The sequence below is a fragment of the Streptomyces sp. NRRL F-5135 genome, from assembly GCF_000719775.1.
In the GTDB taxonomy this organism is placed as follows: Bacteria; Actinomycetota; Actinomycetes; order Streptomycetales; family Streptomycetaceae; genus Streptomyces; species Streptomyces hebeiensis.
On the sequence record NZ_JOHR01000007.1, the window covers coordinates 179,055 to 204,580 of the forward strand.

General features: G+C 71.1%; 22 protein-coding genes and 1 riboswitch. Of the genes, 8 read left to right on the forward strand and 14 right to left on the reverse strand.

Annotation, left to right across the window (positions count from 1 at the left end; translation table 11 throughout):
- Window positions 1-72: 72 nt before the first annotated feature.
- Together IG02_RS0113355 and IG02_RS0113360 are read left to right on the forward strand one after the other, a co-directional pair.
- Entirely contained in the window at window positions 73-807 is a 735-nt protein-coding gene (locus IG02_RS0113355) for a rhomboid family intramembrane serine protease (protein ID WP_234314728.1), read from the forward strand.
- Window positions 804-1,085, forward strand: a complete 282-nt coding sequence (locus IG02_RS0113360) for an Lrp/AsnC family transcriptional regulator (protein ID WP_030745960.1) — start codon at window positions 804-806, stop codon at window positions 1,083-1,085. Before IG02_RS0113355 ends, IG02_RS0113360 begins: the two co-directional genes overlap by 4 nt.
- A 141-nt stretch (window positions 1,086-1,226) precedes the next feature.
- On the opposite strand, the gene IG02_RS0113365 is transcribed toward IG02_RS0113360, so the two are convergent.
- The 6 genes from IG02_RS0113365 to IG02_RS0113390 all read right to left on the reverse strand — a co-directional run bounded on the left by IG02_RS0113365 (window position 1,227) and on the right by IG02_RS0113390 (window position 8,717).
- Window positions 1,227-2,618, reverse strand: a complete 1,392-nt coding sequence (locus IG02_RS0113365; protein ID WP_051764930.1) for an aminotransferase class V-fold PLP-dependent enzyme — start codon at window positions 2,616-2,618, stop codon at window positions 1,227-1,229.
- Between the two features lie 173 nt (window positions 2,619-2,791).
- A riboswitch (SAM riboswitch) is annotated at window positions 2,792-2,909 on the reverse strand.
- Window positions 2,910-3,178: 269 nt separating this feature from the next.
- Window positions 3,179-4,243 carry an anthranilate phosphoribosyltransferase gene (gene trpD, locus IG02_RS0113370; protein ID WP_030745963.1) on the reverse strand — a complete coding sequence of 355 codons (1,065 nt, stop codon included), beginning with the start codon at window positions 4,241-4,243 and terminating at the stop codon, window positions 3,179-3,181.
- Between the two features lie 292 nt (window positions 4,244-4,535).
- Window positions 4,536-6,170, reverse strand: coding sequence for a cytochrome b (locus IG02_RS0113375; protein WP_030745965.1), 1,635 nt, complete (start codon window positions 6,168-6,170; stop codon window positions 4,536-4,538).
- On the reverse strand, window positions 6,167-7,219 hold the full coding sequence (locus IG02_RS0113380; RefSeq protein WP_030745968.1) for a ubiquinol-cytochrome c reductase iron-sulfur subunit: 1,053 nt from the start codon (window positions 7,217-7,219) through the stop codon (window positions 6,167-6,169). The genes IG02_RS0113375 and IG02_RS0113380 overlap by 4 nt, the downstream gene beginning before the upstream one ends.
- Window positions 7,216-8,025, reverse strand: a complete 810-nt coding sequence (locus IG02_RS0113385) for a c-type cytochrome (RefSeq protein ID WP_030745970.1) — start codon at window positions 8,023-8,025, stop codon at window positions 7,216-7,218. Before IG02_RS0113385 ends, IG02_RS0113380 begins: the two co-directional genes overlap by 4 nt.
- A 71-nt stretch (window positions 8,026-8,096) precedes the next feature.
- A complete protein-coding gene (locus tag IG02_RS0113390) occupies window positions 8,097-8,717 on the reverse strand; it encodes a cytochrome c oxidase subunit 3 (protein ID WP_030745973.1) in 621 nt (206 codons plus the stop codon).
- A 206-nt stretch (window positions 8,718-8,923) separates the two neighbouring features.
- Here IG02_RS0113390 and IG02_RS0113395 point away from each other — a divergent pair, with 206 nt between their 5' ends.
- Window positions 8,924-9,331, forward strand: coding sequence for a hypothetical protein (locus tag IG02_RS0113395; protein WP_030745977.1), 408 nt, complete (start codon window positions 8,924-8,926; stop codon window positions 9,329-9,331).
- Between the two features lie 278 nt (window positions 9,332-9,609).
- Here IG02_RS0113395 and IG02_RS0113400 read toward each other — a convergent pair whose 3' ends face one another.
- From IG02_RS0113400 to coxB, 4 genes are all read right to left on the reverse strand, one after another.
- Window positions 9,610-10,860, reverse strand: a complete 1,251-nt coding sequence (locus IG02_RS0113400) for a L,D-transpeptidase (RefSeq protein ID WP_030745980.1) — start codon at window positions 10,858-10,860, stop codon at window positions 9,610-9,612.
- A 215-nt stretch (window positions 10,861-11,075) separates the two neighbouring features.
- Window positions 11,076-11,474, reverse strand: coding sequence for a cytochrome c oxidase subunit 4 (locus IG02_RS0113405; RefSeq protein ID WP_030745983.1), 399 nt, complete (start codon window positions 11,472-11,474; stop codon window positions 11,076-11,078).
- On the reverse strand, window positions 11,471-13,210 hold the full coding sequence (gene ctaD / locus IG02_RS0113410; protein WP_030745986.1) for a cytochrome c oxidase subunit I: 1,740 nt from the start codon (window positions 13,208-13,210) through the stop codon (window positions 11,471-11,473). The genes IG02_RS0113405 and ctaD overlap by 4 nt, the downstream gene beginning before the upstream one ends.
- Complete coding sequence (gene coxB / locus IG02_RS0113415; RefSeq protein ID WP_030745988.1) at window positions 13,207-14,169, reverse strand: cytochrome c oxidase subunit II; 963 nt, start codon at window positions 14,167-14,169, stop codon at window positions 13,207-13,209. The genes ctaD and coxB overlap by 4 nt, the downstream gene beginning before the upstream one ends.
- Before the next feature lie 407 nt (window positions 14,170-14,576).
- Between coxB and IG02_RS0113420 the strand changes: the two genes are divergently transcribed.
- Window positions 14,577-16,070, forward strand: a complete 1,494-nt coding sequence (locus IG02_RS0113420) for a cysteine desulfurase/sulfurtransferase TusA family protein (protein WP_030745991.1) — start codon at window positions 14,577-14,579, stop codon at window positions 16,068-16,070.
- Between the two features lie 107 nt (window positions 16,071-16,177).
- Here IG02_RS0113420 and IG02_RS0113425 read toward each other — a convergent pair whose 3' ends face one another.
- The gene (locus IG02_RS0113425) at window positions 16,178-17,152 is read right to left on the reverse strand and encodes a carbohydrate kinase family protein (RefSeq protein ID WP_030745993.1); all 975 of its coding nucleotides are present in this window, start codon (window positions 17,150-17,152) and stop codon (window positions 16,178-16,180) included.
- A gap of 283 nt (window positions 17,153-17,435) precedes the next feature.
- Between IG02_RS0113425 and IG02_RS0113430 the strand changes: the two genes are divergently transcribed.
- Window positions 17,436-18,878 carry a hypothetical protein gene (locus IG02_RS0113430; RefSeq protein WP_051765028.1) on the forward strand — a complete coding sequence of 481 codons (1,443 nt, stop codon included), beginning with the start codon at window positions 17,436-17,438 and terminating at the stop codon, window positions 18,876-18,878.
- Between the two features lie 120 nt (window positions 18,879-18,998).
- Here IG02_RS0113430 and IG02_RS0113435 read toward each other — a convergent pair whose 3' ends face one another.
- Window positions 18,999-19,355 carry an iron-sulfur cluster assembly accessory protein gene (locus IG02_RS0113435; RefSeq protein WP_030745999.1) on the reverse strand — a complete coding sequence of 119 codons (357 nt, stop codon included), beginning with the start codon at window positions 19,353-19,355 and terminating at the stop codon, window positions 18,999-19,001.
- Window positions 19,356-19,684: 329 nt separating this feature from the next.
- On the opposite strand from IG02_RS0113435, the gene nadA reads away from it, so the two are divergent.
- Complete coding sequence (nadA, locus tag IG02_RS0113440; protein ID WP_030746002.1) at window positions 19,685-20,878, forward strand: quinolinate synthase NadA; 1,194 nt, start codon at window positions 19,685-19,687, stop codon at window positions 20,876-20,878.
- A gap of 116 nt (window positions 20,879-20,994) precedes the next feature.
- Here nadA and IG02_RS0113445 read toward each other — a convergent pair whose 3' ends face one another.
- Window positions 20,995-22,404, reverse strand: coding sequence for a PHB depolymerase family esterase (locus IG02_RS0113445; protein ID WP_078854439.1), 1,410 nt, complete (start codon window positions 22,402-22,404; stop codon window positions 20,995-20,997).
- A gap of 453 nt (window positions 22,405-22,857) precedes the next feature.
- On the opposite strand from IG02_RS0113445, the gene IG02_RS0113450 reads away from it, so the two are divergent.
- Window positions 22,858-23,394 carry a hypothetical protein gene (locus IG02_RS0113450; protein ID WP_051764932.1) on the forward strand — a complete coding sequence of 179 codons (537 nt, stop codon included), beginning with the start codon at window positions 22,858-22,860 and terminating at the stop codon, window positions 23,392-23,394.
- 236 nt (window positions 23,395-23,630) lie between these two features.
- On the forward strand, window positions 23,631-24,824 hold the full coding sequence (locus IG02_RS0113455; RefSeq protein WP_030746011.1) for a multidrug effflux MFS transporter: 1,194 nt from the start codon (window positions 23,631-23,633) through the stop codon (window positions 24,822-24,824).
- Window positions 24,825-24,917: 93 nt separating this feature from the next.
- On the opposite strand, the gene IG02_RS41535 is transcribed toward IG02_RS0113455, so the two are convergent.
- Window positions 24,918-25,361 (reverse strand): hypothetical protein, encoded by a 444-nt coding sequence (locus tag IG02_RS41535; RefSeq protein WP_158712282.1) that lies wholly within the window; start codon window positions 25,359-25,361, stop codon window positions 24,918-24,920.
- Window positions 25,362-25,526: the final 165 nt, after the last annotated feature.

The window sequence follows — 25,526 nt, forward strand, 5'->3', positions numbered from 1 at the left end:
TGCCACTGACTCCCGATACGCCATGCTCTGTCCCGTGATGACGCGGCGAACGGCATGAGGTGGCGGTCGGACATGGAGCGGCGGGGGCGGGACGGGGCGGCCGGAACGCCTGTGATCACGTACGGGCTGATCGTCCTGTGCTGTCTGGCCTTCCTGGTCAGCCCCGGTTCCGGGCTCGACCCCGGGTACGGGGAGGGTGACGCGCTCCTCGCCGCGCAGAGCGCCTATTTCGAACGGTGGGGGGTCGTCCCGAACCAGCTGACGAACCTCTCGTCGCACACGTCGCACGCCCTGCACACCCTGCTGGCGCCGCTGACCGCGCTCTTCGTGCACGGCAGCTGGCTGCATCTGCTCGGAAACATGCTGTTCCTCTACGTTTTCGGTGCGATGACGGAGGAACGACTCGGCCGGACGCGCTTCACGCTCTTCTATCTCGCCACCGGCTATGTCGCGCTGGTCGGCTACGCGGCGGCGAACGCCGCCTCCGGCCAGACGCTGGTGGGCGCGTCGGGGTCGATCTCCGGGGTGCTCGGCGCCTTCCTCCACCTCTTCCCCCGGGCCCGGGTGACCAGCGTCTTCCCGTTCCTGCTGTTCCTGCCGCTGCGCTTCCCCGCCTGGCTCGTGCTGATCTTCTGGTTCGTGCTCCAGTGGCTGGCGGCCCGTGGCGCGGGATCCGGCCCGGGGGTGGCCTACCTCGCCCATCTGGTGGGCTTCGTGGTGGGGTTCCTGTACGCGTGGGCACTCCGCCGGCGTACGGATAGAGTGAAAAGCCCTACCGCGGCCACCGAGGGAGAACACCAGCCGTGATCACCGCGATCGTGCTCATCAAGACCAGTGTGGACCGGATCCCCGAGATCGCGGAGTCGATCGCCGCGCTGGACAGCGTCAGCGAGGTCTTCTCGGTGACCGGTACGTACGACCTGATCGCGATGGTCCGGGTCGCGCGCCACGACGACCTGGCCGAGGTGATCCCTGGCCGGATCAGCAAGATCCAGGGCGTGGAGGCGACGGACACGCACGTGGCGTTCCGTACGTACTCGCAGCACGACCTGGAGGCGGCGTTCGCGATCGGCCTCGACGCGTAGCGCCTCCCGGCGGGGGCCGCGGAACGTCGGGTTCCGGCGTCCGGCGCGACGGGCCGGCCCCGCGCGCGCGAGCACCGGCCACCCGCCTCGGGAGCCGGGGCGACCGGGCCGTGCGGGACGGCCCGTACGCCCTCGCCCGCGTCACGCGACGGCCGTGGTCTCCCGGTCGGGAACGCAGCGGCCGTCCTCCGTCCGGTAGTTCCACCGGGCGCCGTCGCTCACCAGTTCCTTCACCGCCCGCACGAACCGCTCCACGTGCTCGTCCGGGGTGCCGGCGCCGAAGCTGACGCGGATCGCGTTGAGCGACCGCTCACCGGGGCCGGCCTCCGGGGCGCCGCACTCCCCCGGCTCCTGGGGGCCGCTGCCGAGCAGGGTCCGCAGCAGCGGATGCGCGCAGAAGAGGCCGTCCCGCACCCCGATGCCGTACTCGGCGGAGAGCGCGGCGGCGAGGTGCGAGCTGTTCCAGCCCTCCACCACGAACGACAGGACGCCCACGCGCGGCGCGTCGTCACCGAACAGCGAGAGCACCCGCACCTCGGGCACCTCGGCCAGCCCCTCCCGCACCCGGCGGACCAGCCGCTGCTCCCGTGCGGCGAGGGCGTCGAAGCCCGCCTCGGTGAGCGCCGTGCAGGCGGAGGCGATCGCGTAGGCCCCGATGACATTGGGCGAACCGGCCTCGTGGCGGGCCGCCGTCGTGTGCCAGTCGACGTCCACCCCGCCATCGGCACGCCGTGCCACCCGACGGCTGGCGCCGCCGCCCGCGAGGTAGGGCTCCCCGGCCCGGAGCCAGTCCGCGCGCCCGGCGAGCACACCGGAACCGAACGGCGCGTACAGCTTGTGCCCGGAGAAGGCCACCCAGTCGACGTCGAGCCCGGCGATGTCCACGGCGTGGTGCGGCGCGAGCTGCGCGGCGTCCAGCACGATACGGGCCCCCCGCGCATGCGCGGCGGCGGCGAGTTCCCGTACGGGCCACAGCTCACCCGTCACATTGGACGCACCGGTCACACAGACCAGCGCCGGCCCCCGCCCCTCACGGTCGTCGAGCGCACGCTCCAGTATGGAGACGGCCTCGACCGGGGAACGGGGGGCGTCCAGATACGTCACCTGGGCGTCGCGCCACGGCAGCAGCGAGGCGTGGTGCTCGGTCTCGAAGACGAACACCTGGCAGTCGGCGGGCGCCACGGCGGCCAGCAGGTTGAGCGAGTCGGTGGTGGACCGGGTGAAGACGACCTGGTCGTCGGGGCGGCAGCCGAGGAACTCGGCGACGGTGCGGCGGCTGTTCTCGAACAGGTCGGTGGACAGCTGCGAGAGGTACCCGGCGCCGCGGTGGACACTGCCGTAGTACGGGGCGTAGGCGGCGACGTCGTCCCAGACGCGCTGGAGGGCGGGCGCGCTGGCGGCGTAGTCGAGGGCGGCGTACGTGACCTCGCCACCGGTGACGAGCGGCACGGTGACGTCGCGGCCGAGCACGGGGAGCGGCTCCGCGGTGGCGGCGGCGGTGATGGTGTCGGCGGTGTTCGGGCATGCGGACATGGCGGTATCTCCCGGTGGCACAAGTCGGAACGGCTTCAAGAGCCCACGCGGACGCGGCGGAAGGACACGCGGCGCCGAACGGCGTGGGGGTGGGGAAAGGGCGGTGCCGCCCTAGCGCATTCGCTTGCTCACGAGACTGCTCCCTTGAGGACCAGGACCCCATGGGTTGCAGGGGTCCGCGCTTGCCGCGGACCTCGCTGCCCACGGCCTGGTCTTCACCCGGGGCACCCCGCCACGGACGGAGGGTTGCCGGACAGCGGGCCGGGGCCGTAGTCGCTGTCGCTCATGACCTGGAGCGAGAGTATGGCACAGGGGGCGGTGGGACTGAACGGGGCGTCCGCGATTCGGGACGCGGGGTGGCGCGCGCGGGTGGCGCCTGCGGCGGGCTGCTCCCCTCCCCGCCCCTTCCCACAACCGGGGCGGGGACCCGGGCCCCATCCCAGGGGCTCCGCCCCGAGCCCCCGAGCCCCCCTGGCGCCGGCCGCGCGGCGCGGGGGCGGGCAGAGGCCCCGGACCCCGGGCCCACGACCGGGCACGGCACCGCCCCCCGCCGGAGGCGACTACGCGTGGCTCGCCCTCACCCAGGCCTCCAGCACCCGCCCCGCCGCCCCCGAGTCGATCGACTCCGCCGCCCGCGCGATCCCCGCCGACAGCTGGAGCTCCAGCGAGTCGCCCGTCGGGTCCAGCGCGACCAGCGCCGCCGCCGCGTTCAGCAGGACCGCGTCGCGGACCGGGCCCTGTTCGCCGGCCAGGAGGCGGCGGGCCACGTTCGCGTTGTACGCCGCGTCCGCGCCGCGCAGGGCGTCGACCGGGACCAGGTCCAGGCCCACCTGGCGCGGGTCGAAGGGCTCCTCGGAGACTTTGCCGTCCCGTACCACCCACACCCGCGACGTCGCCGTCGTCGTCAGCTCGTCCAGGCCGTCGTCGCCGCGGAAGACCAGCGCGGTCGAGCCCCGCTCCGCGAGCACGCCCGCGACGATCGGGGCCATCCGTGCGTCCGCGACCCCCGTCGCCTGCGCGCGGACCCGCGCCGGGTTGGTCAGCGGGCCCAGGAAGTTGAAGGTCGTCCGGATGCCCAGTTCCTTGCGGGCGGGAGCCACGTGCCGCAGGGCGGGGTGGAACTTGACGGCGAAGCAGAAGGTGATGCCCGCCTCCTGGGCCACCTCCGCGACCCGCCGGGGGGACAGTTCCAGGTTGACGCCGAGCTGTTCGAGGACGTCGGACGCCCCGCTCGCCGAGGACGCGGCGCGGTTGCCGTGCTTGACGACCTTCGCGCCGGTGCCCGCCACCACGATGGAGGACATGGTCGAGATGTTGACCGTCTTGGCGCCGTCCCCGCCCGTGCCGACGATGTCCACGCTGCGGCCCGGTACGTCGATCAGGTTGGCGTGCGCGTACATGGCGCGGACGAGACCGGTGATCTCCGCGACCGTCTCGCCCTTGGCCCGCAGGGCCACCGCGAAGCCGGCGATCTGCGCGTCGGTGGCCTCGCCGCGCATGATGCGGTCCATCGCCCAGGCGGTGGCGTCCGCGCTCAGGTCCGTGCCGGTGAGCAGCGCGTCCAGGATGCCGGGCCAGGAGTACGCCGCCACGGTGTCGCCTCCGGCGGGGGTAACAGCGCTCATGCTCGCTCCTGGGTTACTGGGATGAGGTGACTGGGGTGGATCCGTGAACCGGCCAAGGGGCCCCGTACGGCCTGTTACGACCGGCCGGCGCGGCCTGCCGTAAGCCTATCGGCGCGTGCCCCCGGTACCCGACCCGTTGCCCGTACTGCGGACAGCCCGTGTCTCGGCGGACGGGCGAACCGCGCGGCCGGGGACCGTCCGCCACGACCGAGGGCCCCGGCCGGTTCCCTCTCGGGAGACCGGGCCGGGGCCCTCGGTGGTGGCGACGTGTGGTGACCCGCGCGGTCGGGGATCAGTGGTGGCCGTGGCCGCTGGTGATCTCCTTGTACTCCTCGGCGGTCGGCTTCGGGATCTGGTTCCCCTCGCCGTAGTAGCCCTTGCTCAGCTTCGCGCGGAGCTTCTCGGAGCGCTTGACCTTGCGCCGTACGCCGTTCTCGTCGACCTCCGGGCCGATCTCGGCGGGCGCGTACTGCTCGTGCGCGGTCAGCTTGTGCAGGTCCGCCTGGTCGAGCGGGGCGTGCACCTCGACGAACTCACCGTGCGGCAGCCGCTTGATGACGCCGGACTCGCGTCCGTGCAGCACCTTCTCGGCGTCGCGGCGCTGGAGACCCAGGCAGATCCGCTTGGTGATGATGAAGGCGATGACCGGTCCCACGAAGAAGGCGATCCGGACGAACCAGGTGATCGCGTTGATCGACAGGTGGAAGTGGGTCGCCCAGAGGTCGTTACCGCCACCGACGAGCAGCACGAAGTACCAGGTCAGCCAGGCCACACCGAACGCGGTACGGGTCGGCGCGTTGCGCGGGCGGTCCAGCAGGTGGTGCTCGCGCTTGTCACCGGTGACCCAGGACTCGATGAACGGGTAGACCGCGATCGCGACCAGGACCAGCGGGAAGATCATCAGCGGCACGAACACGCCGAGCACCAGCGTGTGGCCCGCGAAGTTGATCTCCCAGCCGGGCATCACCCGGATCAGGCCCTCGGAGAAGCCCATGTACCAGTCGGGCTGGGCGCCGGTGGAGACCTGGTCGGGCCGGTACGGGCCGAGCGCCCAGATCGGGTTGATCGAGGCGATGGCCGCGACGATCGTGATCAGACCGAAGACCAGGAAGAAGAAGCCTCCGGCCTTGGCCATGTAGACCGGCAGCAGCGGCATGCCCACGACGTTGGTGTTGGTCTTCCCGGGACCCGCGAACTGGGTGTGCTTGTGGTAGAAGACCAGGATCAGGTGGGCCACGACCAGGCCCAGCATGATGCCCGGCAGCAGCAGGATGTGGATCGAGTAGAACCGGGCCACGAAGTCCCCGCCCGGGAACTCGCCGCCGAACAGGAACATCGACAGGTAGGTGCCGACGACCGGCATCGACAGGACCGCGCCCTGCATGAAGCGGACACCGGTGCCGGAGAGCAGGTCGTCCGGGAGCGAGTAACCGGTGAAGCCGGTGAACATGCCGAGGACGAGCAGCAGGAAGCCGAAGACCCAGTTGACCTCACGGGGCTTGCGGAACGCGCCCGTGAAGAACACCCGCATCATGTGGACGAGCATCGCCGCGACGAAGATCAGGGCGGCCCAGTGGTGGATCTGCCGGATCAGCAGACCGCCGCGGACGTCGAAGCTGATGTCGAGCGTCGAGGCGTACGCCTCGGACATCAGCACGCCCTGGAGCGGCACGTAACTGCCGTGGTACTCCACCTCGTTCATCGACGGGTGGAAGAACAGCGTCAGGTACACACCCGTGAGGATGAGGATGATGAAGCTGTAGAGGCAGATCTCACCGAGCATGAAGGACCAGTGGTCCGGGAAGATCTTGCGCATGTTGGCCTTGGCCAGGGAGTAGATCCCCAGCCGGCCGTCCGCCCAGTCGGCGACCCGCTCGCCGGCGGGTGCCTGGCGCTTCGTTTTCTCGGTGGCAGTCGTGGTACTCATCCGCGCTCCCAGAAGGCAGGACCGACGGGCTCTTCGAAGTCGCCGAGCGCTTCGAGGTTGCCCTCGGCGTTCACGCCGATCCGCAGCTGCGGGAGGGCGTGACCGGCCGGGCCGAAGATGACACGGGCGCCGTCGGAGAGGTCGAAGGTGGACTGGTGACACGGGCACAGGACGTGGTGCGTCTGCTGCTCGTAGAGGCTGATCGGGCAGCCGACGTGGGTGCAGATCTTGGAGAACGCCACGATGCCCTGGTGCGACCAGTCGAGCTCGCGCGGGTCCTTGATCTCGTTCGGCTGGATCCGGACGATCATCAGGGCCGCCTTGGCGATCTCCTTCTGGAAGTCCTCGTCGTGCTCGCTGAGCCCCTCGGGCATGGCGAAGGTCAGCGAGCCCACGGCGACGTCCTCGGGACGCAGCGGCTGGTGGGTGTTCATGTTGATGAGCTGCTTGCCCTTGGCCCACAGCGTGGTGCGGAGCTTCTTCTCGGGCAGCGGGCCCAGGTCACGCAGCAGCACCACGCCGGAGAGCGGTACGAGCGCCAGCGCGCCGAACATCGTGTTGCGGATGAGCTTGCGCCGGCCGAAGCCGGACTCCGCCGCACCCTGCGCGAAGTCCTCCAGGACCTTGGCCTTGACCTCGGGCGCGGCCTCGATCGGGTGCCGGTCGTCGGCGGTCTCCACGTCCGACATCAGCGTGCGGGCCCAGTGGACCGCGCCGGCGCCGATGCAGAACAGGGCCAGGCCCAGCGTCACACCCAGCGAGACGTGCAGGATGCTGATGTGGCCGATGGGCCAGATGAAGACGCTCTTGTCGACGGGGAACGCCACGAACGAGGCGATGAACGCCACGGTCGCCAGCATCGACAGCACGAACAGGAACGCGACCACGCGCTCGGACCGCTTGGCCGCGCGCTCGTCGATGTCCTGGATGCGCGGCTTGTGGGCCGGCAGTCCCGGGTCCGCGAACGGGTCGTCCGCCTGCGCCACGGTGCCGCGCGCGGCCGCCTGCTCGGACGGCAGGGTCTCTTCAGGATTGTGTTGGCTACTCATGACTTCTTGGCCTTAGCGGTGTGGGCCGCGACCCAGACGGCAACTGCGATCAATGCGCCCAGACCGAAGATCCAGGCGAACAGCCCTTCGCTGACGGGGCCGAGGCCGCCCAGCTTGAGACCGCCGGGGCTCTCGGTTTCGTCCCCGTTCACCGCCTTGACGTAGGCGATGATGTCCTTCTTCTGCTGCTCCGGCATCGTGGTGTCGGGGAAGGACGGCATGTTCTGCGGGCCCGTCTGCATGGCCTCGTAGATGTGCTTGGGGTCCACGCCCTCGAGACTCGGCGCGCTCTTCCCGTGCGTCAGCGCACCGCCCTCGCCGGTGAAGTTGTGGCACTGGGCGCAGTTGGTACGGAACAGCTCGCCGCCCTTGGCCGCGTCGGCGCCCGCGGGGTCGTACTGCTGCTTGGTCGGCGTGATCGGTCCGGCGCCGAGCGAGGCGACGTACGCGGCGAGCTGGTCGATCTCCTTCTGCGAGTAGATGACCTTCTTCTTCGGCACCTGCGCGCCGGGCTGCTGGGCCGGCATCCGGCCGGTGCCGACCTGGAAGTCCACGGCGGCGGAGCCGACGCCCACCAGGCTCGGACCGTCGGAGGAGCCCTGACCGCCGGTCCCGTGGCAGCTGGCACAGCCGACGGTGTAGAGCTTCTTGCCCTCCTCGATGGCGAGGGACTGGGAGGTTTCGTCAGCCTGTGCCTGTTTCGCGGGCGCGAACGCGGCGTACAGCCCCCCGGTGGCCGCCAGCGCGAGGAGTAGGACGACGACCGCCGCCAGCGGATGGCGTCGTCGTGCGGAGAGCTTTTTCACGGATTACCCCGGTGTCAGGATCTTCTGCGTCGGTGCTTCTGGACTGTGTGCGGCTCGGGCGCCTGGCCCGGCTACTTGATCAGGTAGATCGTGGCGAAGAGGCCGATCCAGACGACATCGACGAAGTGCCAGTAGTAGGACACGACGATGGCCGCGGTCGCCTGCTCGTGGGTGAATCTCCTGGCCGCGTACGTCCTGCCCAGGACGAACAGGAACGCGATCAGGCCTCCCGTCACGTGCAGCCCGTGGAAGCCGGTGGTCAGGTAGAACACGGAGCCGTACGGGTCGGAGGACAGGGAGATCCCGTCCAGCTTGACCAGCTCGGTGTACTCGTAGATCTGACCGCCGATGAAGATCGCGCCCATCACGAACGTGACCACGAACCAGGTCCGCAGCTTCTTCACGTCGCCTCGCTCGGCGGCGAAGACACCGAGCTGGCAGGTGAGGGAGGAGAGCACGAGGATGGTCGTGTTCGTCGCCGAGAACGGCACGTTCAGGGCGTGGGCCATTTCCTTCCAGTACGCCTCGCCCATCACCGATCGGAGGGTGAAGTACATCGCGAAGAGGGCCGCGAAGAACATCAGCTCGGAACTCAGCCAAATGATGGTTCCGACGCTGGTGAGGTTCGGCCGATTGACCGTCGGGTGCGCGTGCCCGGTTTCTACTGTCGTTGCTGTCGCCACGACCGACATTATGTCGGTCGCTTATCTCGCGCTGACTCCGGGGGGTGCCGTTCGGTGTGTCCATGGGGTGTGCTCGGCACGGACGGCTCCGCCGGGGCCCTCCTCACCCGTGCTGACATGGTGTCCGGCGGGGCGGGACGGAGTAGCATCCGCCGCAGCGGCCCGGGGCGAGCGAGCCCCGGCGCCTTCGCGGACACCGATGTCACGGAGGAAGTATGCAGCCGACCGCCACGGTGCTGGTCTACAGCGACGACGCGAACACCCGCGAACAGGTCCGGCTGGCAGCGGGCCGCCGCCCGGCCGCCGATGTGCCACGGGTGGAGTTCCTGGAGTGCGCGACGCTGCCCGCGGTGCTCAAGGCGCTGGACGCGGGCGGGGTGGACGTCTGCGTCCTGGACGGCGAGACCGCCCCCGCGGGCGGGATGGGCGTCTGCCGCCAGATCAAGGACGAGATCTTCGACTGCCCGCCCGTGCTGCTGCTGATCGGCCGCCCGCAGGACGCGTGGCTGGCCACCTGGAGCCGCGCGGACGCCGCCGTGACGCTGCCGGTCGAGCCGGTGGGCTTCGCGGACGCCCTGGCGGGCCTGTTGCGCGACAGGCGGGCGGTGAGCACGGGCGCCTGACGCCCCGCTCACCGCCCGCCCGGCGAGCCGTACCGGAACCGGGCGCGGGCGGTGCGCCGCCACCACCGTACGGGCGGCCGGACGGCCTCGCGGCCGCGTCGGCCGCCCGGCTCCGCTCCGTACCGTACGAACCCGTGCCGGGCGCCCGCACGGCGCTCCCCGGCACGGTCACAACGGCCGGACGGCCCGCGGCCCGGCAGGCCGTCGCCCGCCGTCCGGTCGGCCCGGTGTGGCGCGGCCGGGCCGTCGGGCCGCGGGGGCGCGCGTACGGCGTCCCCTCAGATCTGCGGGCGGAGCCGCGCCGCGTCGGCCGGGCTGCTGCCGTCCCGCGTGCCGGCCTGGAGCACGCTGCCCTTGCGCCAGTCCTCCCACTCCATGTTCCAGTCGCCGAAGCCGTTGCCGAAGTCCTCCATGTAGTCGCCGGCGCTGTTGACGACCTGGACGATGTCGCCCGGGGTGACGGTCTCGAAGAACCAGGAGGCGTTGGCGGTGGACATGCCCACACAGCCGTGGCTGACGTTCGCCACGCCGTGCGAGCCGACGGACCACGGGGCGGCGTGCACGTACTCACCGCTCCAGGTGACCCGGGTCGCCCAGTACACGGGCAGGTTGTAGCCCTCGCTGCCGCCGATGCCGACGGTCGAGCCGCGCATCTGGACATAGGGTTGCTTGCCCAATACGACTTTGATTCCGTTTCGGGTGGAGAAGCCCGGTTTGCCGGTCGTCACGGGGATGTTGTTGATCTCCTCGCCGTCCCGGAAGACCGTCATGTAATGCGCGCTGGCGTCGACGATGGCCTCGAAGCGGCTGCCGGTGGTCAGCTTCAGCGGCTTCGTGGCGGCGCCGTACAGCTTGTCGTCGACCTTCACGCCCTCCAGGTTGCTGGTGGCGGTGATCTTGCCGTACGCGGGCCAGTACTCCTTCGGGCGGTAGTGCAGTTCGGTGTCGTCCACCCAGTGCCAGGCGCCGCCGTTCGCGCCGGGCGTGGACCGTACCTTCAGGGCGCGCTCCACGACGTCGCGGGCCTTCTTGGACTTGACCGGCTCGCTCAGTGTCGCCGTGATGGGCTGCCCCACGCCGTACTCGCCCTCCTCCGGGCCGAACTCGACCTCCAGCTTCTTCTTGGCGGGGGTGGTCGCGAACGTCAGCGTGCGGGCGCCGGGGACGCCCTTGCCGTTCTCCGTGGCGACGCGGACGGTGTAGCGGGCACCGGCCGCCAGGGGCGCCGTGGAGTGCCAGCGCAAGCCGTCGGCCGTCAGTTCGCCGGCCAGGTAGTGGCCGAACGCGTCCGTGGCCGTGACGTCGGTGATGCGGTCGCCCGCGCCCTTGGCGGTGATCTCCAGGGGCTTGTTGGGGTCGGCGTTGGTCGCGCCGGAGGGCGTACTGAAAACGACCTTGCTGCCGGCGTCGGCCGGTTTGCCGGAGAGCGGGTGCCGCTCCTCCTCACCGCACGCGGTCGCGACCGCCGCGAGGGACACGACCAGCAGGGTGCAGCTGAGGACGGTACGCATACGTGGGGTGTGGTTCATGAAGCACACCGTAAGAACGGATTCCGCCCCCCGCGCGACGAGTGGCGCAAACGGGGGGCCGCCCGCACGCGCGGGGGGGCGGCGCGGGGCGGGGCGGCGGTACGGGGCGGCGGTACGGGCGGCCGTACGACGAGGGGCCCGGACAGCTCCTGCGCGGAGTGTCCGGGCCCCTGCCGGCCGGTGCGGGCGGTGACGCCGTGCGCGGCTGCTGCTTACTACTGGTTCTGGTTCTCGCCGCGGTAGAACTCGAAGACCCAGCCCCACAGGCCGATGAGGATCAGCGGCGCCGAGAAGTACAGCAGCCACCAGCCGATCGCGACGGCGAGGAAGGCGAGCGCGCCACCGATGGCGAGCGACAGCGGCTGCCAGCTGTGCGGGGCGAAGAAGCCCACCTCACCCGACTCGTCGGCGACGTCGGCTTCCTTGTTGTCCTGGGCCATGGCGTCGACCCGGCGGGCGGTGAAGGCCAGGTAGAAGCCGATCATCACGCTCAGGCCGAAGGCCAGGAAGAGCGCCGTCGTGCCGACCGGCTCCTTCGACCACACGCCGTACACCACGGCCGAGGCCAGGATGAAGACGCTCAGCCACAGGAACATCTTGCCTTGGATCTTCACTTCCCGGCCTCCTTGCCGGCCCCGACGGCCACCGGCTCGGCGCCGCCGTGCTGCTCCAGCTGGTCAAGGGCGGCGATCTCCGGGTGGTGCAGATCGAACGCCGGGGATTCGGAACGGATCCGCGGCAGCGTGAGGAAGTTGTGCCGCGGCGGCGGGCAGGAGGTCGCCCATTCGAGGGAACGTCCGTAGCCCCACGGGTCGTCCACCTCGACCTTCTTCCCGTACTTCGCGGTCTTCCAGACGTTGTAGAAGAACGGCAGGATCGACAGTCCGAGAACGAACGAGCTGATCGTGGAGATGGTGTTGAGCGCGGTGAATCCCTCGCTCGCCAGGTAGTCCGCGTAACGCCGCGGCATACCTTCGGCACCCAGCCAGTGCTGGACGAGGAATGTTCCGTGGAATCCGATGAACAGCGTCCAGAAAGTGATCTTTCCAAGACGCTCGTCGAGCATCTTCCCGGTGAACTTGGGCCACCAGAAGTGGAATCCGGCGAACATCGCGAACACCACGGTGCCGAAGACCACGTAGTGGAAGTGCGCGACCACGAAATAGGTGTCGGAGACGTGGAAGTCCATCGGCGGCGACGCCAGGATGACACCCGTCAGACCACCGAAGACGAAGGTGATCAGGAAGCCGATCGTCCAGAGCATCGGCGTCTCGAAGGACAGCGAGCCCTTCCACATCGTGCCGATCCAGTTGAAGAACTTCACCCCGGTCGGCACGGCGATCAGGAACGTCATGAACGAGAAGAACGGCAGCAGTACTCCGCCGGTCACGTACATGTGGTGCGCCCACACCGTCACGGAGAGGCCCGCGATCGCGATCGTCGCGCCCACCAGGCCGATGTAGCCGAACATCGGCTTGCGGGAGAAGACCGGGATGATCTCGGACACGATGCCGAAGAACGGCAGCGCGATGATGTACACCTCGGGATGGCCGAAGAACCAGAAGAGGTGCTGCCACAACAGGGCGCCACCGTTGGCCGAGTTGAAGATCTGCGCACCGAACTTGCGGTCCGCCTCCAGGGCGAACAGCGCGGCGGCCAGCACCGGGAAGGCCAGCAGCACCAGCACACCGGTCAGCAGCACGTTCCAGGTGAAGATCGGCATCCGGAACATCGTCATGCCGGGGGCGCGCATGCAGATGATCGTGGTGATGAAGTTGACCGCGCCGAGGATCGTGCCGAAGCCGGAGAAGGCCAGGCCCATGATCCACAGGTCGGCGCCGACGCCCGGCGAGCGGACCGCGTCCGACAGCGGGGAGTAGGCGAACCAGCCGAAGTCGGCCGCGCCCTGCGGGGTGAGGAAGCCGCTCACCGCGATCAGCGAGCCGAAGGTGTACAGCCAGTACGCGAACATGTTCAGCCGCGGGAACGCCACGTCGGGCGCGCCGATCTGAAGCGGCATGATCCAGTTGGCGAATCCGGCGAACAGCGGCGTCGCGAACATCAGCAGCATGATCGTGCCGTGCATCGTGAACGCCTGGTTGAACTGCTCGTTCGACATGATCTGCGTACCGGGACGGGCCAGTTCGGCGCGCATGAAGAGCGCCATCAGACCGCCGATGCAGAAGAACGCGAACGACGTGACCAGGTACATCGTGCCGATCGTCTTGTGGTCGGTGGTGGTCAGCCACTTCACGACGACATTGCCCGGCTGCTTGCGCCGTACCGGCAGCTCGTTCTCGTACGAGTCCTCAGCTGCGGCGGCACCCTGGGGTTCGTTGAGGATGCTCACAGTTTGTTCGTCTCCGCATTCCTGGCCGGATCCGTCTGCTCGATGCCCGACGGGATGTAGCCGCTCTGGCCCTTCTTGGCCAGCTCTTCCAGGTGCTTCTGGTAGCGCTCCGGGGAGACCACCTTGACGTTGAAGAGCATCCGCGAGTGGTCGACGCCGCAGAGTTCGGCGCACTTGCCCAGGAAGGTGCCCTCCTGGGTCGGAACGACCTCGAAGGCGTTGGTGTGGCCGGGGATGACGTCCTGCTTCATCAGGAACGGCACCACCCAGAAGGAGTGGATGACATCACGCGAGGTCAGGATGAACCGGACCCGCTCCCCCTTGGGAAGCCACAGCGTGGGCCCCGGGTTACCGGTCTGCGGGTTCCGCGTGCCGGGCACACCGGCGTCGTAGACGCCCTCGGCGCCCTCGGGGAACTGCTTGGTGTACCGGTCGGGGATGGCGTCCAGCTCCGACGGGATCTTGGTGCCCGTCGAGGGGTTGCCGTCCACGTTCTCGATGTAGTTGAAGCCCCAGCTCCACTGGTAGCCGACCACGTTGACGGTGTGGGTCGGCTTCTCGGAGAGCGCGAGGAGCTTCGACTCGTCCCGGGCGGTGAAGTAGAACAGCACCGAGACGATGATGAGCGGAACGACGGTGTACAGCGCCTCGATGGGCATGTTGTACCGGGTCTGCTGAGGGACCTCGATCTTGGTGCGGGAGCGCCGGTGGAAGATGACGCTCCACAGGATCAGACCCCACACCAGTACGCCCGTGACGAGCGCTGCCGCCCACGAGCCCTGCCAGAGGGAGAGGATCCGGGGGGCCTCCTCCGTCACTGGGGTGGGCATTCCGAGGCGGGGGAAGTCCTTGTATGTGCAACCGGTGGCGGTCGCGAGGATCAGGCCCGCAGTCAGCACCTGCGGCAGCTTCCGCCGCATCGGGCGCCGCGACGAGCGGTCGGAGCCGTTGGGACTCACGTAGCGCCTTCCCGAGAGTCTCGCCCGCGTGGCCGGCTGCGGCCGTCTCGCTGGTCGGTCGCCGGCCCTGGCGCAGGCAGGGGATTGGATGTTTATGCGGACCAAACCCTACTGGACGCCATTTGGGGTCGCGCGGGGAGGGTACCCAACGCGCCGCGCGAGTCCCTGAAGGAGTGGAGAGGGAGTGGAGAGGGAGCGGAGAGGCGCCCGGGGGGCGGCCCGGCCCGGGCGGAACGGGCGGCCCTCCGGTGGCCTGGCCCGCTGGACCGGGCCGCCGGAGGGCCACCGGACCGGGCGGTCGGACCGGGCCACCGGACCGGGCGGTCGGACCGGGCTGCCGGACCGAGTGGCCGGAGGGCCACCGGATCGGGCGACGGGACCGGGCCACGGAGAGTTAGCGTGGCGGCGTGCCCTACTTCGACGCCGCCTCGTCCGCTCCCCTGCACCCCGTCGCCCGCCAGGCCCTCCAGGCGGCCCTGGCCGACGGCTGGGCCGACCCCGCGCGGCTGTACCGGGAGGGCCGGGCCGCCCGGCTGCTGCTGGACTCCGCGCGCGAGGCCGCCGCGGACGCGGTCGGCTGCCGCCCCGACGAACTCGTTTTCACCCCTTCGGGGACCCACGCGGTGCACGCCGGGGTGGCCGGGGCCCTCGCGGGCCGGCGCCGCGTCGGCTCGCGGCTGGCCGTGTCGGCCGTGGAGCACTCCTCCGTACTGCACGCGGCGGCGGCCCACGAGGCGGCGACCGGGGGCGCGGTGACGGAGGTGCCCGTCGACCGGTTCGGGCGCGTCTCCTCCGACGGGTACGACGAGGCCCTGCGCCCGGACACGGCGCTGGCGTGCCTCCAGTCCGCCAACCACGAGGTGGGGACGGAGCAGCCGGTGGCGCTGGTCGCCGAGGTCTGCCGGAGCCGGGGCGTGCCGCTGCTGGTGGACGCGGCGCAGTCGCTGGGCTGGGGTCCGGTGGAGGGCGCGTGGTCGCTGCTGACGGCGAGCGCCCACAAGTGGGGCGGTCCGGCGGGCGTCGGGCTGCTCGCGGTGCGCAAGGGTGTCCGGTTCGCCCCGCAAGGTCCGGCCGACGAGCGGGAGTCGGGGCGCGCGCCCGGCTTCCAGAACCTCCCGGCCGTCGTCGCGGCGGCGGCCTCGCTGCGCGCGGTACGGGCGGAGGCGGCGGCCGAGTCGGTACGGCTGCGGGCGCTGGTGGACCGGATCAGGACCCGGGTGCCGGAGCTGGTGCCGGACGTCGAGGTCGTGGGCGATCCGGAACGGCGCCTGCCGCACCTGGTCACCTTCTCCTGTCTCTATGTCGACGGGGAGGCGCTGCTGCACGAGCTGGACCGGGCGGACTTCTCGGTGTCCTCCGGTTCGTCGTGCACGAGCAGCACGCTGACCCCGAGCCATGTCCTGCGCGCCATGGGCGTGCTGTCGGAGGGGAACGTCCGCGTCTCGCTGCCGCTCGGGACACCGGAGGCGGAGGTGGACCGGTTCCTGGAGGTCCTGCCGGGGTTGGTGTCGGGGGTGCGGGAGCGGTTCGGCGTTCCGGTCGCCGCCGCCGGGAGGGAACAGGCCGCGTCCGGGTCCGTTCCGGCGGCGGCGGTCTCGGCGGAGCCGGTTTCTTCGGGGCCGGTTTCTTCGGGGCCGGTTCCGTCCGGGCCCGACGGGGGCGAGGGCGAGCGGCGGGGGAAGCTCGTGGTGGACGCGCTGGGCCGGCGGTGCCCGATCCCGGTGATCGAACTGGCGAAGGTGTTCGGCGACGTACCCGTGGGCGGGACGGTGACCGTCCTCGCGGACGACGAGGCGGCGCGGCTGGACATTCCGGCATGGTGCGAGATGCGCGGTCAGGAGTACGTGGGCGAGCGGCCGGCGGACCACGGTGTCGCGTACGTGGTCCGCCGGGTGTCCTGACCGGGCCGCGCCCGCTCCCCCGCGCGCCCGACCGGGGCGGCCGGGCGGCCGGACGGTCGGGGCGGTCGGGTGGCCAGGTTTCGGCGTGATCGGGGTGGTCGGGCTGATCAGCTCAGGTGGGCCTGGACCTGGGCCGCCGCGTCATGGCCGTACGCCTTGGTGAAGCGCTCCATGAAGTGGGTGCGGCGCAGCTCGTACTCCTGCGTGCCGACCGTCTCGATGACCAGCGTGGCGAGCATGCAGCCGACCTGGGCGGCGCGCTCCAGGCCGACGCCCCACGACAGCCCGGACAGGAACCCGGCGCGGAACGCGTCGCCGACACCGGTGGGGTCGGCCTTGGTCTCCTCGTCCGGGCAGCCGACCACGATCGGTTCCTCGCCGGCCCGGTCGATCCGGACACCGTTCTTGCCGAGGGTCGTGACGCGGTGGCCGACCTTGCCGAGGATCTCCTCGTCGCTCCAGCCGGTCTTGGACTCGATGAGCCCCTTCTCGTATTCGTTGTTGAAGAGGTAGGTGGCGCCTTCGAGCAGGGTGCCGACCTCCTCGCCGTCCATGCGCGCGATCTGCTGCGAGAAGTCGGCGGCGAAGGGGATGGAGCGGGTGCGGCACTCCTCGGTGTGGCGGAGCATCGCCTCGGGGTCGTCCGCGCCGATCAGTACGAGGTCCAGTCCGCCGACGCGGTCCGCGACCTTCTTCAGCTCGATCAGCCGGGCCTCGCTCATGGCGCCGGCGTAGAAGGAGCCGATCTGGTTGTGATCGGCGTCCGTCGTGCAGACGAACCGGGCCGTGTGCAGGACCTCGGAGATCCGGACCGAGGAGGTGTCGACGCCGTGGCGGTCGAGCCAGGCGCGGTACTCGTCGAAGTCCGCGCCGGCGGCCCCGACGAGGATGGGCCGGGTGCCCAGCTGGCCCATGCCGAAACAGATGTTCGCCGCGACGCCGCCCCGGCGTACGTCGAGGTTGTCGACCAGGAAGGAGAGGGAGACCGTGTGGAGCTGATCGGCGACCAACTGGTCGGCGAAGCGGCCGGGGAAGGTCATCAGATGGTCGGTGGCGATGGAGCCGGTGACTGCGATTCGCACGGCGTGAACGCTCCTGATGAAGGAGAACGGTGGACAGTTCACGCTACCGGTTCGCGCTCGAGGTTTCCTAAGACCGTCACGCCACCGGCGCCTGCCATGCCCCGGCCGGGAACCGCCGGCCGGTTCGTTCCGTCCCACCGGTGTTCGTGACGACACGGCGGCAGGCGGCCGAAGGAGCGGAACGGTGACCAGCGTGGAGCGGCGGCGACAGCGGCCCGAGGGCGGGACGGACGAGGTCGAGGGTGCCGCGGGACCCGGGTGGCGGGGGCGGTCCCGGCTCGCCATGGCGGCGGTGACCGCGGCGGTCCTGCTCACCGGGGGCGGCAGCACGTACGTGGCGACGGGCGCGACGGGCGCCATCGGTGCCACGGGTGCCACGGGTGCCACGGGCGGGGACGGTCGGGCGGACGGGGACCCGCCACCGCTCGCGTTCGACACTCCGCTCGTACGGAGCGGGCCGGCGGGGCCGGCGGAGGGGACGGGGCCCGCGGAGGGGACTCCCGCGCCGCCTCCCGGCATCGCGCCCGGCGAACCCGATCCCCACGGGGTGACCTACCGCGCCGGGGCCAAGCTGCCCGAAGGGCCCGCGTCGGCGCCGGTGTACCGGGCGGAAGGCGCCGTCACGGCGGCCGAGGTGACCCGGCTGGCGAAGGCGCTCGGAGTCGCGGGCGCGCCCCGGTCGGACGCGACGTCCTGGACCGTGGGGACGGAGAAGGACGGAGCGGGACCGCTGCTGCGCGTGGCGAAGCAGGCGCCCGGCGTGTGGACCTTCGACCGGTACGGCCCGGGGCAGCGCGGTGACAACTGCCTCAAGGGCAGGAGCTGCCCGGCGGCCCCCGAAAGCACCGGAGGCGTCGGAGGCGGAAACGCCGGGGCGGGCTCCCCGGACCCGGGGGACGCGGCGGGCTCGGTGGACGCGGTCAGCGAGGCCGCCGCGAAGAAGGCGGCGGCGCCGGTCCTGAAGGCGGTGGGCCAGGACGGCGCCGCGCTCGACGCGCGGCAGTTGCTGGGCGCGGTCCGGGTGGTGAACGCGGATCCGGTGGTCGGCGGGCTCCCGACGTACGGCTGGTCGACGGGGATCCAGGTGGACGCGGACGGGCAGGTGACGGGCGGCACGGGCCGGCTGAAGGCGCCGCGGCGCGGAGACACGTACCCGGTGACCGGCGCGGACGAGGCGTTGAAGGAGCTGAACGGCGGCGGGGACGCGGGGGCCGACGAGCCGGAGACCGGTGGGGAGGCCGGCCGGCCGACGGTCGTGAAGGCGGTGTTCGCCCTGGCCGCGCGGTCGGTGGACGGCCGGGAAGCGCTCGTACCGTCGTGGCTGTTCGAGGTGGCGCCGGGCGGGGGCGTCCCGCCGTACCCGGTTCCGCACACCGCTGTGGACCCGCGGTTCGTGAAGGCACCGCGGCCGTCGGAACCGTCGCAGCCGTTGGAGCCGCCGAGCGGGGGCACGAAGACCTCGGCCCCGGGGATCAGCTCGTACTCGGCGGACGGCCGGAGCCTGACGCTGAGCTACTGGGGCGGTGTGTGCGCCACGTACACGGCCCGGGCCGAGGAGAGCCGTACGGCGGTGAGGGTGAGGCTGACAGCCGACGGGCCCGAGCCGGGGACGATGTGCGTGGCGGTGGCGAAGAAGCAGGAGGTGTCGGTGGAGCTGGCCGGGCCGCTGGGCGACCGGCAGGTGGTGAACGCGTCGTCCGGCGAGAGGATCCCGGCGAAGCGGTAGCCCTCTCCGGGAGGCCCGTCAAGGCGGCGCACAGCGAAGGCGGCGGTCGAGGGACCGCCGCCTTTCGCGTCGTACGAACGCGTCGCGCCGCGTCTGTGACGCGACGGCCGCGTCCTGTGCTCAGCTGAAGGAGTCACCGCAGGCGCAGGAACCCGTGGCGTTCGGGTTGTCGATCGTGAAGCCCTGCTTCTCGATCGTGTCGACGAAGTCGATGGAGGCGCCGCCCAGGTACGGGGCGCTCATCCGGTCGGTGACGACCTTCACGCCACCGAAGTCCTTGACGACATCGCCGTCCAGCGAACGCTCGTCGAAGAACAGCTGATAGCGCAGGCCGGAGCACCCACCGGGCTGAACGGCCACGCGCAGCGCGAGATCGTCCCGGCCTTCCTGGTCCAGCAGGGCCTTGACCTTGGCCGCAGCGGCGTCGGACAGGAGGATGCCGTCGCTCACGGTGGTGGTCTCGTCCGATACGGACATCTGCTTCTCTCCCGGGTTGTACGGACTGCTTGCCGACAGTGCAACCGGCGCGGCCACGGATTCATTCCACGGCCGGCGGGCCTGGCGCTTCTCTTTCCCTTTCTCATGCTCGCACACGCATGGCGGCTCCGGTCGGGCCTCTGCCGCCGGGACCGCGGCCGGACGCCCTGATGCGTCACATCGACGCTATGAGCATCGTCAAAGTGACATGAAGCGGTTATGATAGATAACGTCATTTAGACGAAAAGGGCTTCACCTGAGAAGAAAGGGTGCGTGACGTGACCACGGCCCAGCCCCGTCAGGATCTCCGCCAGGACCACCAGGACCACCTGGAGCACCAGGTCCACCACCAGGTTCAGGATCTCGCCGTCGAGCCGACACCGCTCGCCCTGCTGCTGCTCGGCCGCGACGCCGACCCGCGCAGCGAGCGGGGGGTGGAGTGCCCCGGCGACCTGCCGGCCCCGTCCGACCCGGACCTGGTGGCCCGCGCGCGTGCGGCGAAGGACCGGCTCGGGGACAAGGTGTTCGTCCTCGGCCACCACTACCAGCGCGACGAGGTCATCCAGTTCGCGGACGTCACCGGGGACTCCTTCAAGCTGGCCAGGGACGCGGCGGCACGCCCCGGCGCGGAGTACATCGTCTTCTGCGGTGTGCACTTCATGGCCGAGTCCGCGGACATCCTGACCTCGGACGAGCAGAAGGTCATCCTGCCGGACCTGGCGGCGGGCTGCTCGATGGCCGACATGGCGACGGCGGAGCAGGTGGCGGAGTGCTGGGACGTCCTGACGGACGCCGGCATAGCCGACCGGGTGGTGCCCGTCTCGTACATGAACTCCTCCGCCGACATCAAGTCCTTCACCGGCGAGCACGGCGGCACGATCTGCACGTCCTCGAACGCGCGGCGCGCGCTGACCTGGGCCTTCGAGCAGGGCGAGAAGGTGCTCTTCCTCCCGGACCAGCACCTGGGACGGAACACGGCGGTCCGGGACCTGGGGATGTCCCTGGACGACTGTGTCGTCTACAACCCGCACAAGCCGAACGGCGGCCTGACCGAGCGGCAGTTGCACGACGCGAAGATGATCCTGTGGCGTGGCCACTGCTCCGTGCACGGCCGCTTCTCGCTGGACTCGGTGCGCGACGTACGGGCCCGGATCCCGGGCGTGAACGTCCTGGTGCACCCGGAGTGCAAGCACGAGGTGGTGGCGGCGGCGGACTACGTCGGTTCGACGGAGTACATCATCAAGGCGCTGGAGGAGGCCCCGGCGGGCTCGAAGTGGGCGATAGGGACGGAGCTGAACCTGGTCCAGCGCCTGGCGAATCGTTTCGCTCCGGAGGGCAAGGAGATCGTCTTCCTCGACCGGACGGTCTGCTTCTGCTCGACGATGAACCGGATCGACCTGCCGCACCTGGTCTGGACGCTGGAGTCGCTGGCGGACGGCAAGGAGGTCAACCGCATCCAGGTCGACCGGAAGACGTCGGACTTCGCACAGCTCGCGCTGGAGCGGATGCTGGCGCTGCCGTAGCGCTGCCGTAGCCGCGGGGCCGTGAGGCCGCGACGGCGGGGTGCACGCTTGTGCCCGCCGGGGCCCGGAGGCGTCCGAAGGCGCCTGGGCCCCGGCGGACCGCGTGGCCACCGGCCTCAGACGACGGCGCAGGCCGTGCCGTTGAGCGCGAAGGCCGTCGGGGCCGCGCTGCTGCCCGTATGGCCTGCCTGGTAGCCGATGGTGACACCGGCGCCCGGTTCGATCGTGCCGTTGTACGTGAGGCTGGTGGCGGTCACGGCGGATCCGGACGGCGTGTAGGTGGCGCCCCAGCCCGAGGTGATGGTCTGGCCCGGGGGCAGGGTGAAGCTGAGCTTCCAGCCGTTCACGGCGGACGTGCCGGTGTTGGTGAGGGTCACCGAGGCGGTGAGGCCGGTGTTCCACGCGTTGGTGGTGACGGACACCCGGCAGGTGCCGGGCTGGGGTTCGGGACCGGGGCCGGGTCCGGGTCCTGGTCCGGGGCCCGGTTCGCCGCCGCCGTCCAGGCCGAAGAACGTGATGACGCGGGCGGCCATGCCCCCGGTGGGCACGTTGTGGCCGACGCCCTGGAGGCTGATGGCCTCGACGGCCGCCTGGTCACCGGTGGAACCGTAACGGGTACGCGTCCAGCCGCTCTGCGGCGAGTCGGTCCGCGCGGGCGTCTGGGAGAGACCGTGCGCGTTCGTCCACTGCTTTACCTCCTCACCGAAGTTGGGGTAGCGCAGGACGGCGTCCTCGGTGCCGTGCCACAACTGCATGCGCGGCCGGACCCCGGTGTAGCCGGGGTAGGCGGCCCGGACCAGGTCGCCCCACTGCTGCGGGGTACGGCTGACGGTGCCGTTCGCGCACGCGCTGTTCCACTCGGAGCCGTCGGTGGTGGCGAAGCAGCCGAACGGCACCCCCGCGAACGCGGCGCCCGCGGCGAAGACGTCCGGGTAGTCGCCGAGCAGGACGTTGGTCATCATCGCGCCGGAGGAGGCGCCGGTGACATAGGTCCGGCCGGTGTCCGCGCCGTAGGTGCGGGTCACCCAGTCGACCATGGACTTGATGCCCACGGGGTCGCTGCCCCCGCCGCGGCGCAGCGCCTGGGGCGAGGAGACGTCGAAGCACTTGCTGCTGCGGGTGACGGACGGGTAGACGACGATGAACCCGTAGCGGTCGGCCAGCGAGGCGAACTCGGTACCGGAGTGGAACACCGGCCCGGAGCCCCCGCAGTAGTGCACGGCCACCAGAACCGCGGGGCGCGTGGTGACGCTGTCCGGGACGTACACGTACATGCGCAGATTGCTGGGGTTGCTGCCGAAGTTCGTCACTTCGGTGAGGGCGGCGGCGGGGGCGGGTACGCCGGCGGACGCGGTGGTCGCGGTGGCGGCCGTACGGGCCGGGGCCGGGGCGGAAGCGGGCGGTGCGGCGGCGGCCGCCGAGGGCGTGGGAAGCAACGGCACGGCGAGCAACAGCGCGAGCGCGGCGAGGAACGCGCCGAGCAGCACGGGCCGCGGCCGTCTCCTCGTCATGTCGTCGGCGGTCATGGATACATACACGTCTTCGGTCCTTCCTGGTCACGGCTCGTGGGGGGTGTCGCCCGGCGAACGGGCGGCGGCGGAACAGGAGAAGAACGTCGAGCGAGCGGGGTGGCGGGGTGCTGAAACAGCGGCCCGCCGGTGGTCCTGGCAAGGCTTCGCGGCGCATCGTGTCACGCGCGCCATGCCCGTGGAAGCGCTCCCACACGGTTGGCGAAGAATCGATGAACCACCGAGGATCTTCGGCTTCCGGCGAGGTCGTCCGGCCGCTCATGGGCCGCTCGTGAGTCATTCATGAGCCTCGAATCGCAGGAGCGAAGCGGCCGTTCACGCCCTGGAGTGGTGCGCGGATGAATTCCTGGGGCGAGGAAGGTGGCCATCGGCAGCGTGGATCGCGTCGCAGGACACGAAAGAGGCGGCAACCAGCCGCCGGAGTTGTGCTGCGGGCCGAGGAGGACAGCCATGGGATGGGGCACCGGCGCGGGTGGCGACGGAGGCGACGGAAAGCACTCGGGCAAGAAGGACCCGGGCGGAGCCAAGCCGTCGCAGGACACGAAAGCCCCGCGGCCCGAACCCCGGATCTACCGGGATGTCGTGCGGGAGGAACACGTACCGGCGGAATCATCCACCGCCGTGTCCCCATGGTCCGTCACCGGTGACGCCTGGGCGGCCCGGTTCTCCATCGGCCTCCAACTGCCCGATGTCTGGCACGCCTGGCACGACAATCCCGATGTGCCCGGGGTGACTTCCCGGTTGTGGCTGGCCACCACGGACGCCGGATCGTGGGCGGCCGTGGACTGGGACGGCCGTACGGACGAACGGTTCACCCTCTGGCAGCACGGTCCTCGCCGTCTGTGGAACGAGGGGGAAACGGCCCACGACCGGTGGCGAAGCGCGGGCGAGCCCAGGCCCGGGCGATACGGCATGACCGTGGACACCGACGGCAATCACGTCGCATGGCTCGACGACCCGGACCACCCGGTAGCGGCCACGGTCTGACATCCGGCGGCGGGCGGGGCAGGTATACCGGGCCCGCCGTACTGGGACGTCCACGCGGGTCCGGGGCCCGTCCGGTGCCTCGCCGGCCCTACTTCGCGTAAAGTCGGCAGCACCGCCCGGGCGTTCGTGAGTCCCGCTCCGCCTCGGCCCGCGGTTCTTGGAGCTGGTGTCCGCTCCGGCAATCCCCCTCTCCCCTCCCGGTCCCTTCCCTTCCGGAAGTCAGAGGTTGCCTCGCCGTGCGCCCTTGTCCCCGCCGTCGGCTCGTCGCCGTGCTCGTTCTGCTCTGTTTCGTCGGACCCCTGTCCACCGACATGTACCTGCCCGCCTTCCCGCACATGGCAGTCGACCTGCGGACGGACGCGTCCGGCGTCCAGGCCACGCTGGCCGCGTTCCTGGCCGGGATGACGCTCGGACATCTGGTCTTCGGGCCCGTCTCGGACCGGTACGGGCGGCGGGTGCCGTTGTTGGTGGGGGCGGGTGGGTGTGCCGTGGCGACGGGAGTGTGTGCCGTGGCGCCCGGGCTCGACGGGGTGGTCGCGGGGCGGTTCCTCGCCGGGTTCGGTGGGGCCGCCGGGGTGGTGATCGGACGGGCCGTGGTGACGGACATCGCCGAAGGCGCCGTCGCGGCGCGGCTGTTGGGCGTGCTGATGGCACTCGCCGGGCTCGCGCCGGTGCTCGCGCCGCTCGCCGGTGGACTGGTGATCGAGGCCGTCGGCTGGCGCGGGGTGTTCACGGTGCTGGCCGGCGCCGCGCTGCTGGTGGCCGGAGCCGTCCTCGTCGCCGTACCCGAGAGCCTCCCCCCGGACCGACGGCACCCGGGCGGTGGCCGGGAACTCCTGCGTACCGTACGGGAGGTGTCGAGGGACCGCGCGTACGCCGGGTACTCCCTCGCGTTCACCTTCGCCTTCGGCGCCCTCTTCTCCTACATCGCCGGGGCACCCTTCGTACTCCAGCGGGTGCTCGGGCTGAGCGTCGGCGCGTCGTCGGCGGTCTTCGCCTGCGGTGCCGTGTGCACCGCGCTGACCGGCGCCGTCGGGGCCCGGCTCGCCGCGCGGACCGGACCGGAACGGCTGCTGCGCACCGGCGCGTACGCGATGTGCGCGGGCGCCGCGTCGCTTCTCGCGGCCGCCCTGGCCGGGGCGCTGACCCCGCTCGTCTGTCTGTCCCTCACCGCCCTCACCTGCGGCGGCCTCGGTCTGGTGACCGGCAACGCCACCGCCCTGGCCCTCGCCCGCGTGCCCCACGCCGCCGGCACCGGCTCCGCCCTGCTCGGCACGGCCCAGAGCGCCCTGGGCGCGGCGGTCACCCCGCTCGTGGGGCTGGCCGGTGCGGAGACGGCGGTGCCGGTGTTCGGCGCGATGACGGCATGCGGGGCGGTGACGTTGCTCGCGGCGCGGTGGGCCGGGCGGGCGGACGCCGTCGGCCGTTGAGGGCCTGTGGGGTCCCCGGCCCGGCCGGCCTTCCGCCACCCGGTGAGCGCCTGACGAGAAGCGAGCCCCCGGAAGGCGCCCGCCACGCGTGGCTCACAGATAGATCTGCTGCCCGCAGGTGTCACAGCAGACCTTGCCCGCGCGCACTTCCGTCCTCCGGTGCTCACACGGCTCGGCCGCCTCGGAAAGCGGCAGCCTGGCGCCCCGGCTGACGGCGATCCGTAGCGTGGTGCGCAGCGCGTCGACCAGACACGCGACCATGCGGCGCAGCTCGGACGGGTCGGCGTCGTCGGGCACGGACGTTGGCGCGGGCGCGGGCGTGTAAGGGGACTTGATGTCGGCCAGCAGGTGCTCCGCCGAGGCCAGCAGGTCCTCCTCCACTTCGTCGGCCAGCCGCGACATACGGCTGTCGGGGCCGGCGGCGCTCAGGTAACACGGTCTGCCGTCCGGTGTGGTCCAGGGCAGCAGCCGCAGCGAGGCGTCTTTTGCGTCGTACGTTGCGTTCCGCGCGTCTGTCCGCGCATGTCGTGGGTCCATATCGATCCGCTCCCTCTTCGCCTCGTCCACACCGCCGCCGTGGGGCTTGTGCGGCTTCCCGACAAGCGGTGGCGCGGCCGGTGACGAGTGGTTACCTTGTGCACATCCATCGTCACTGTGTGACATGGGTCCACAACAGAGGCGTCTCGTCCCAGCGTTGGATAC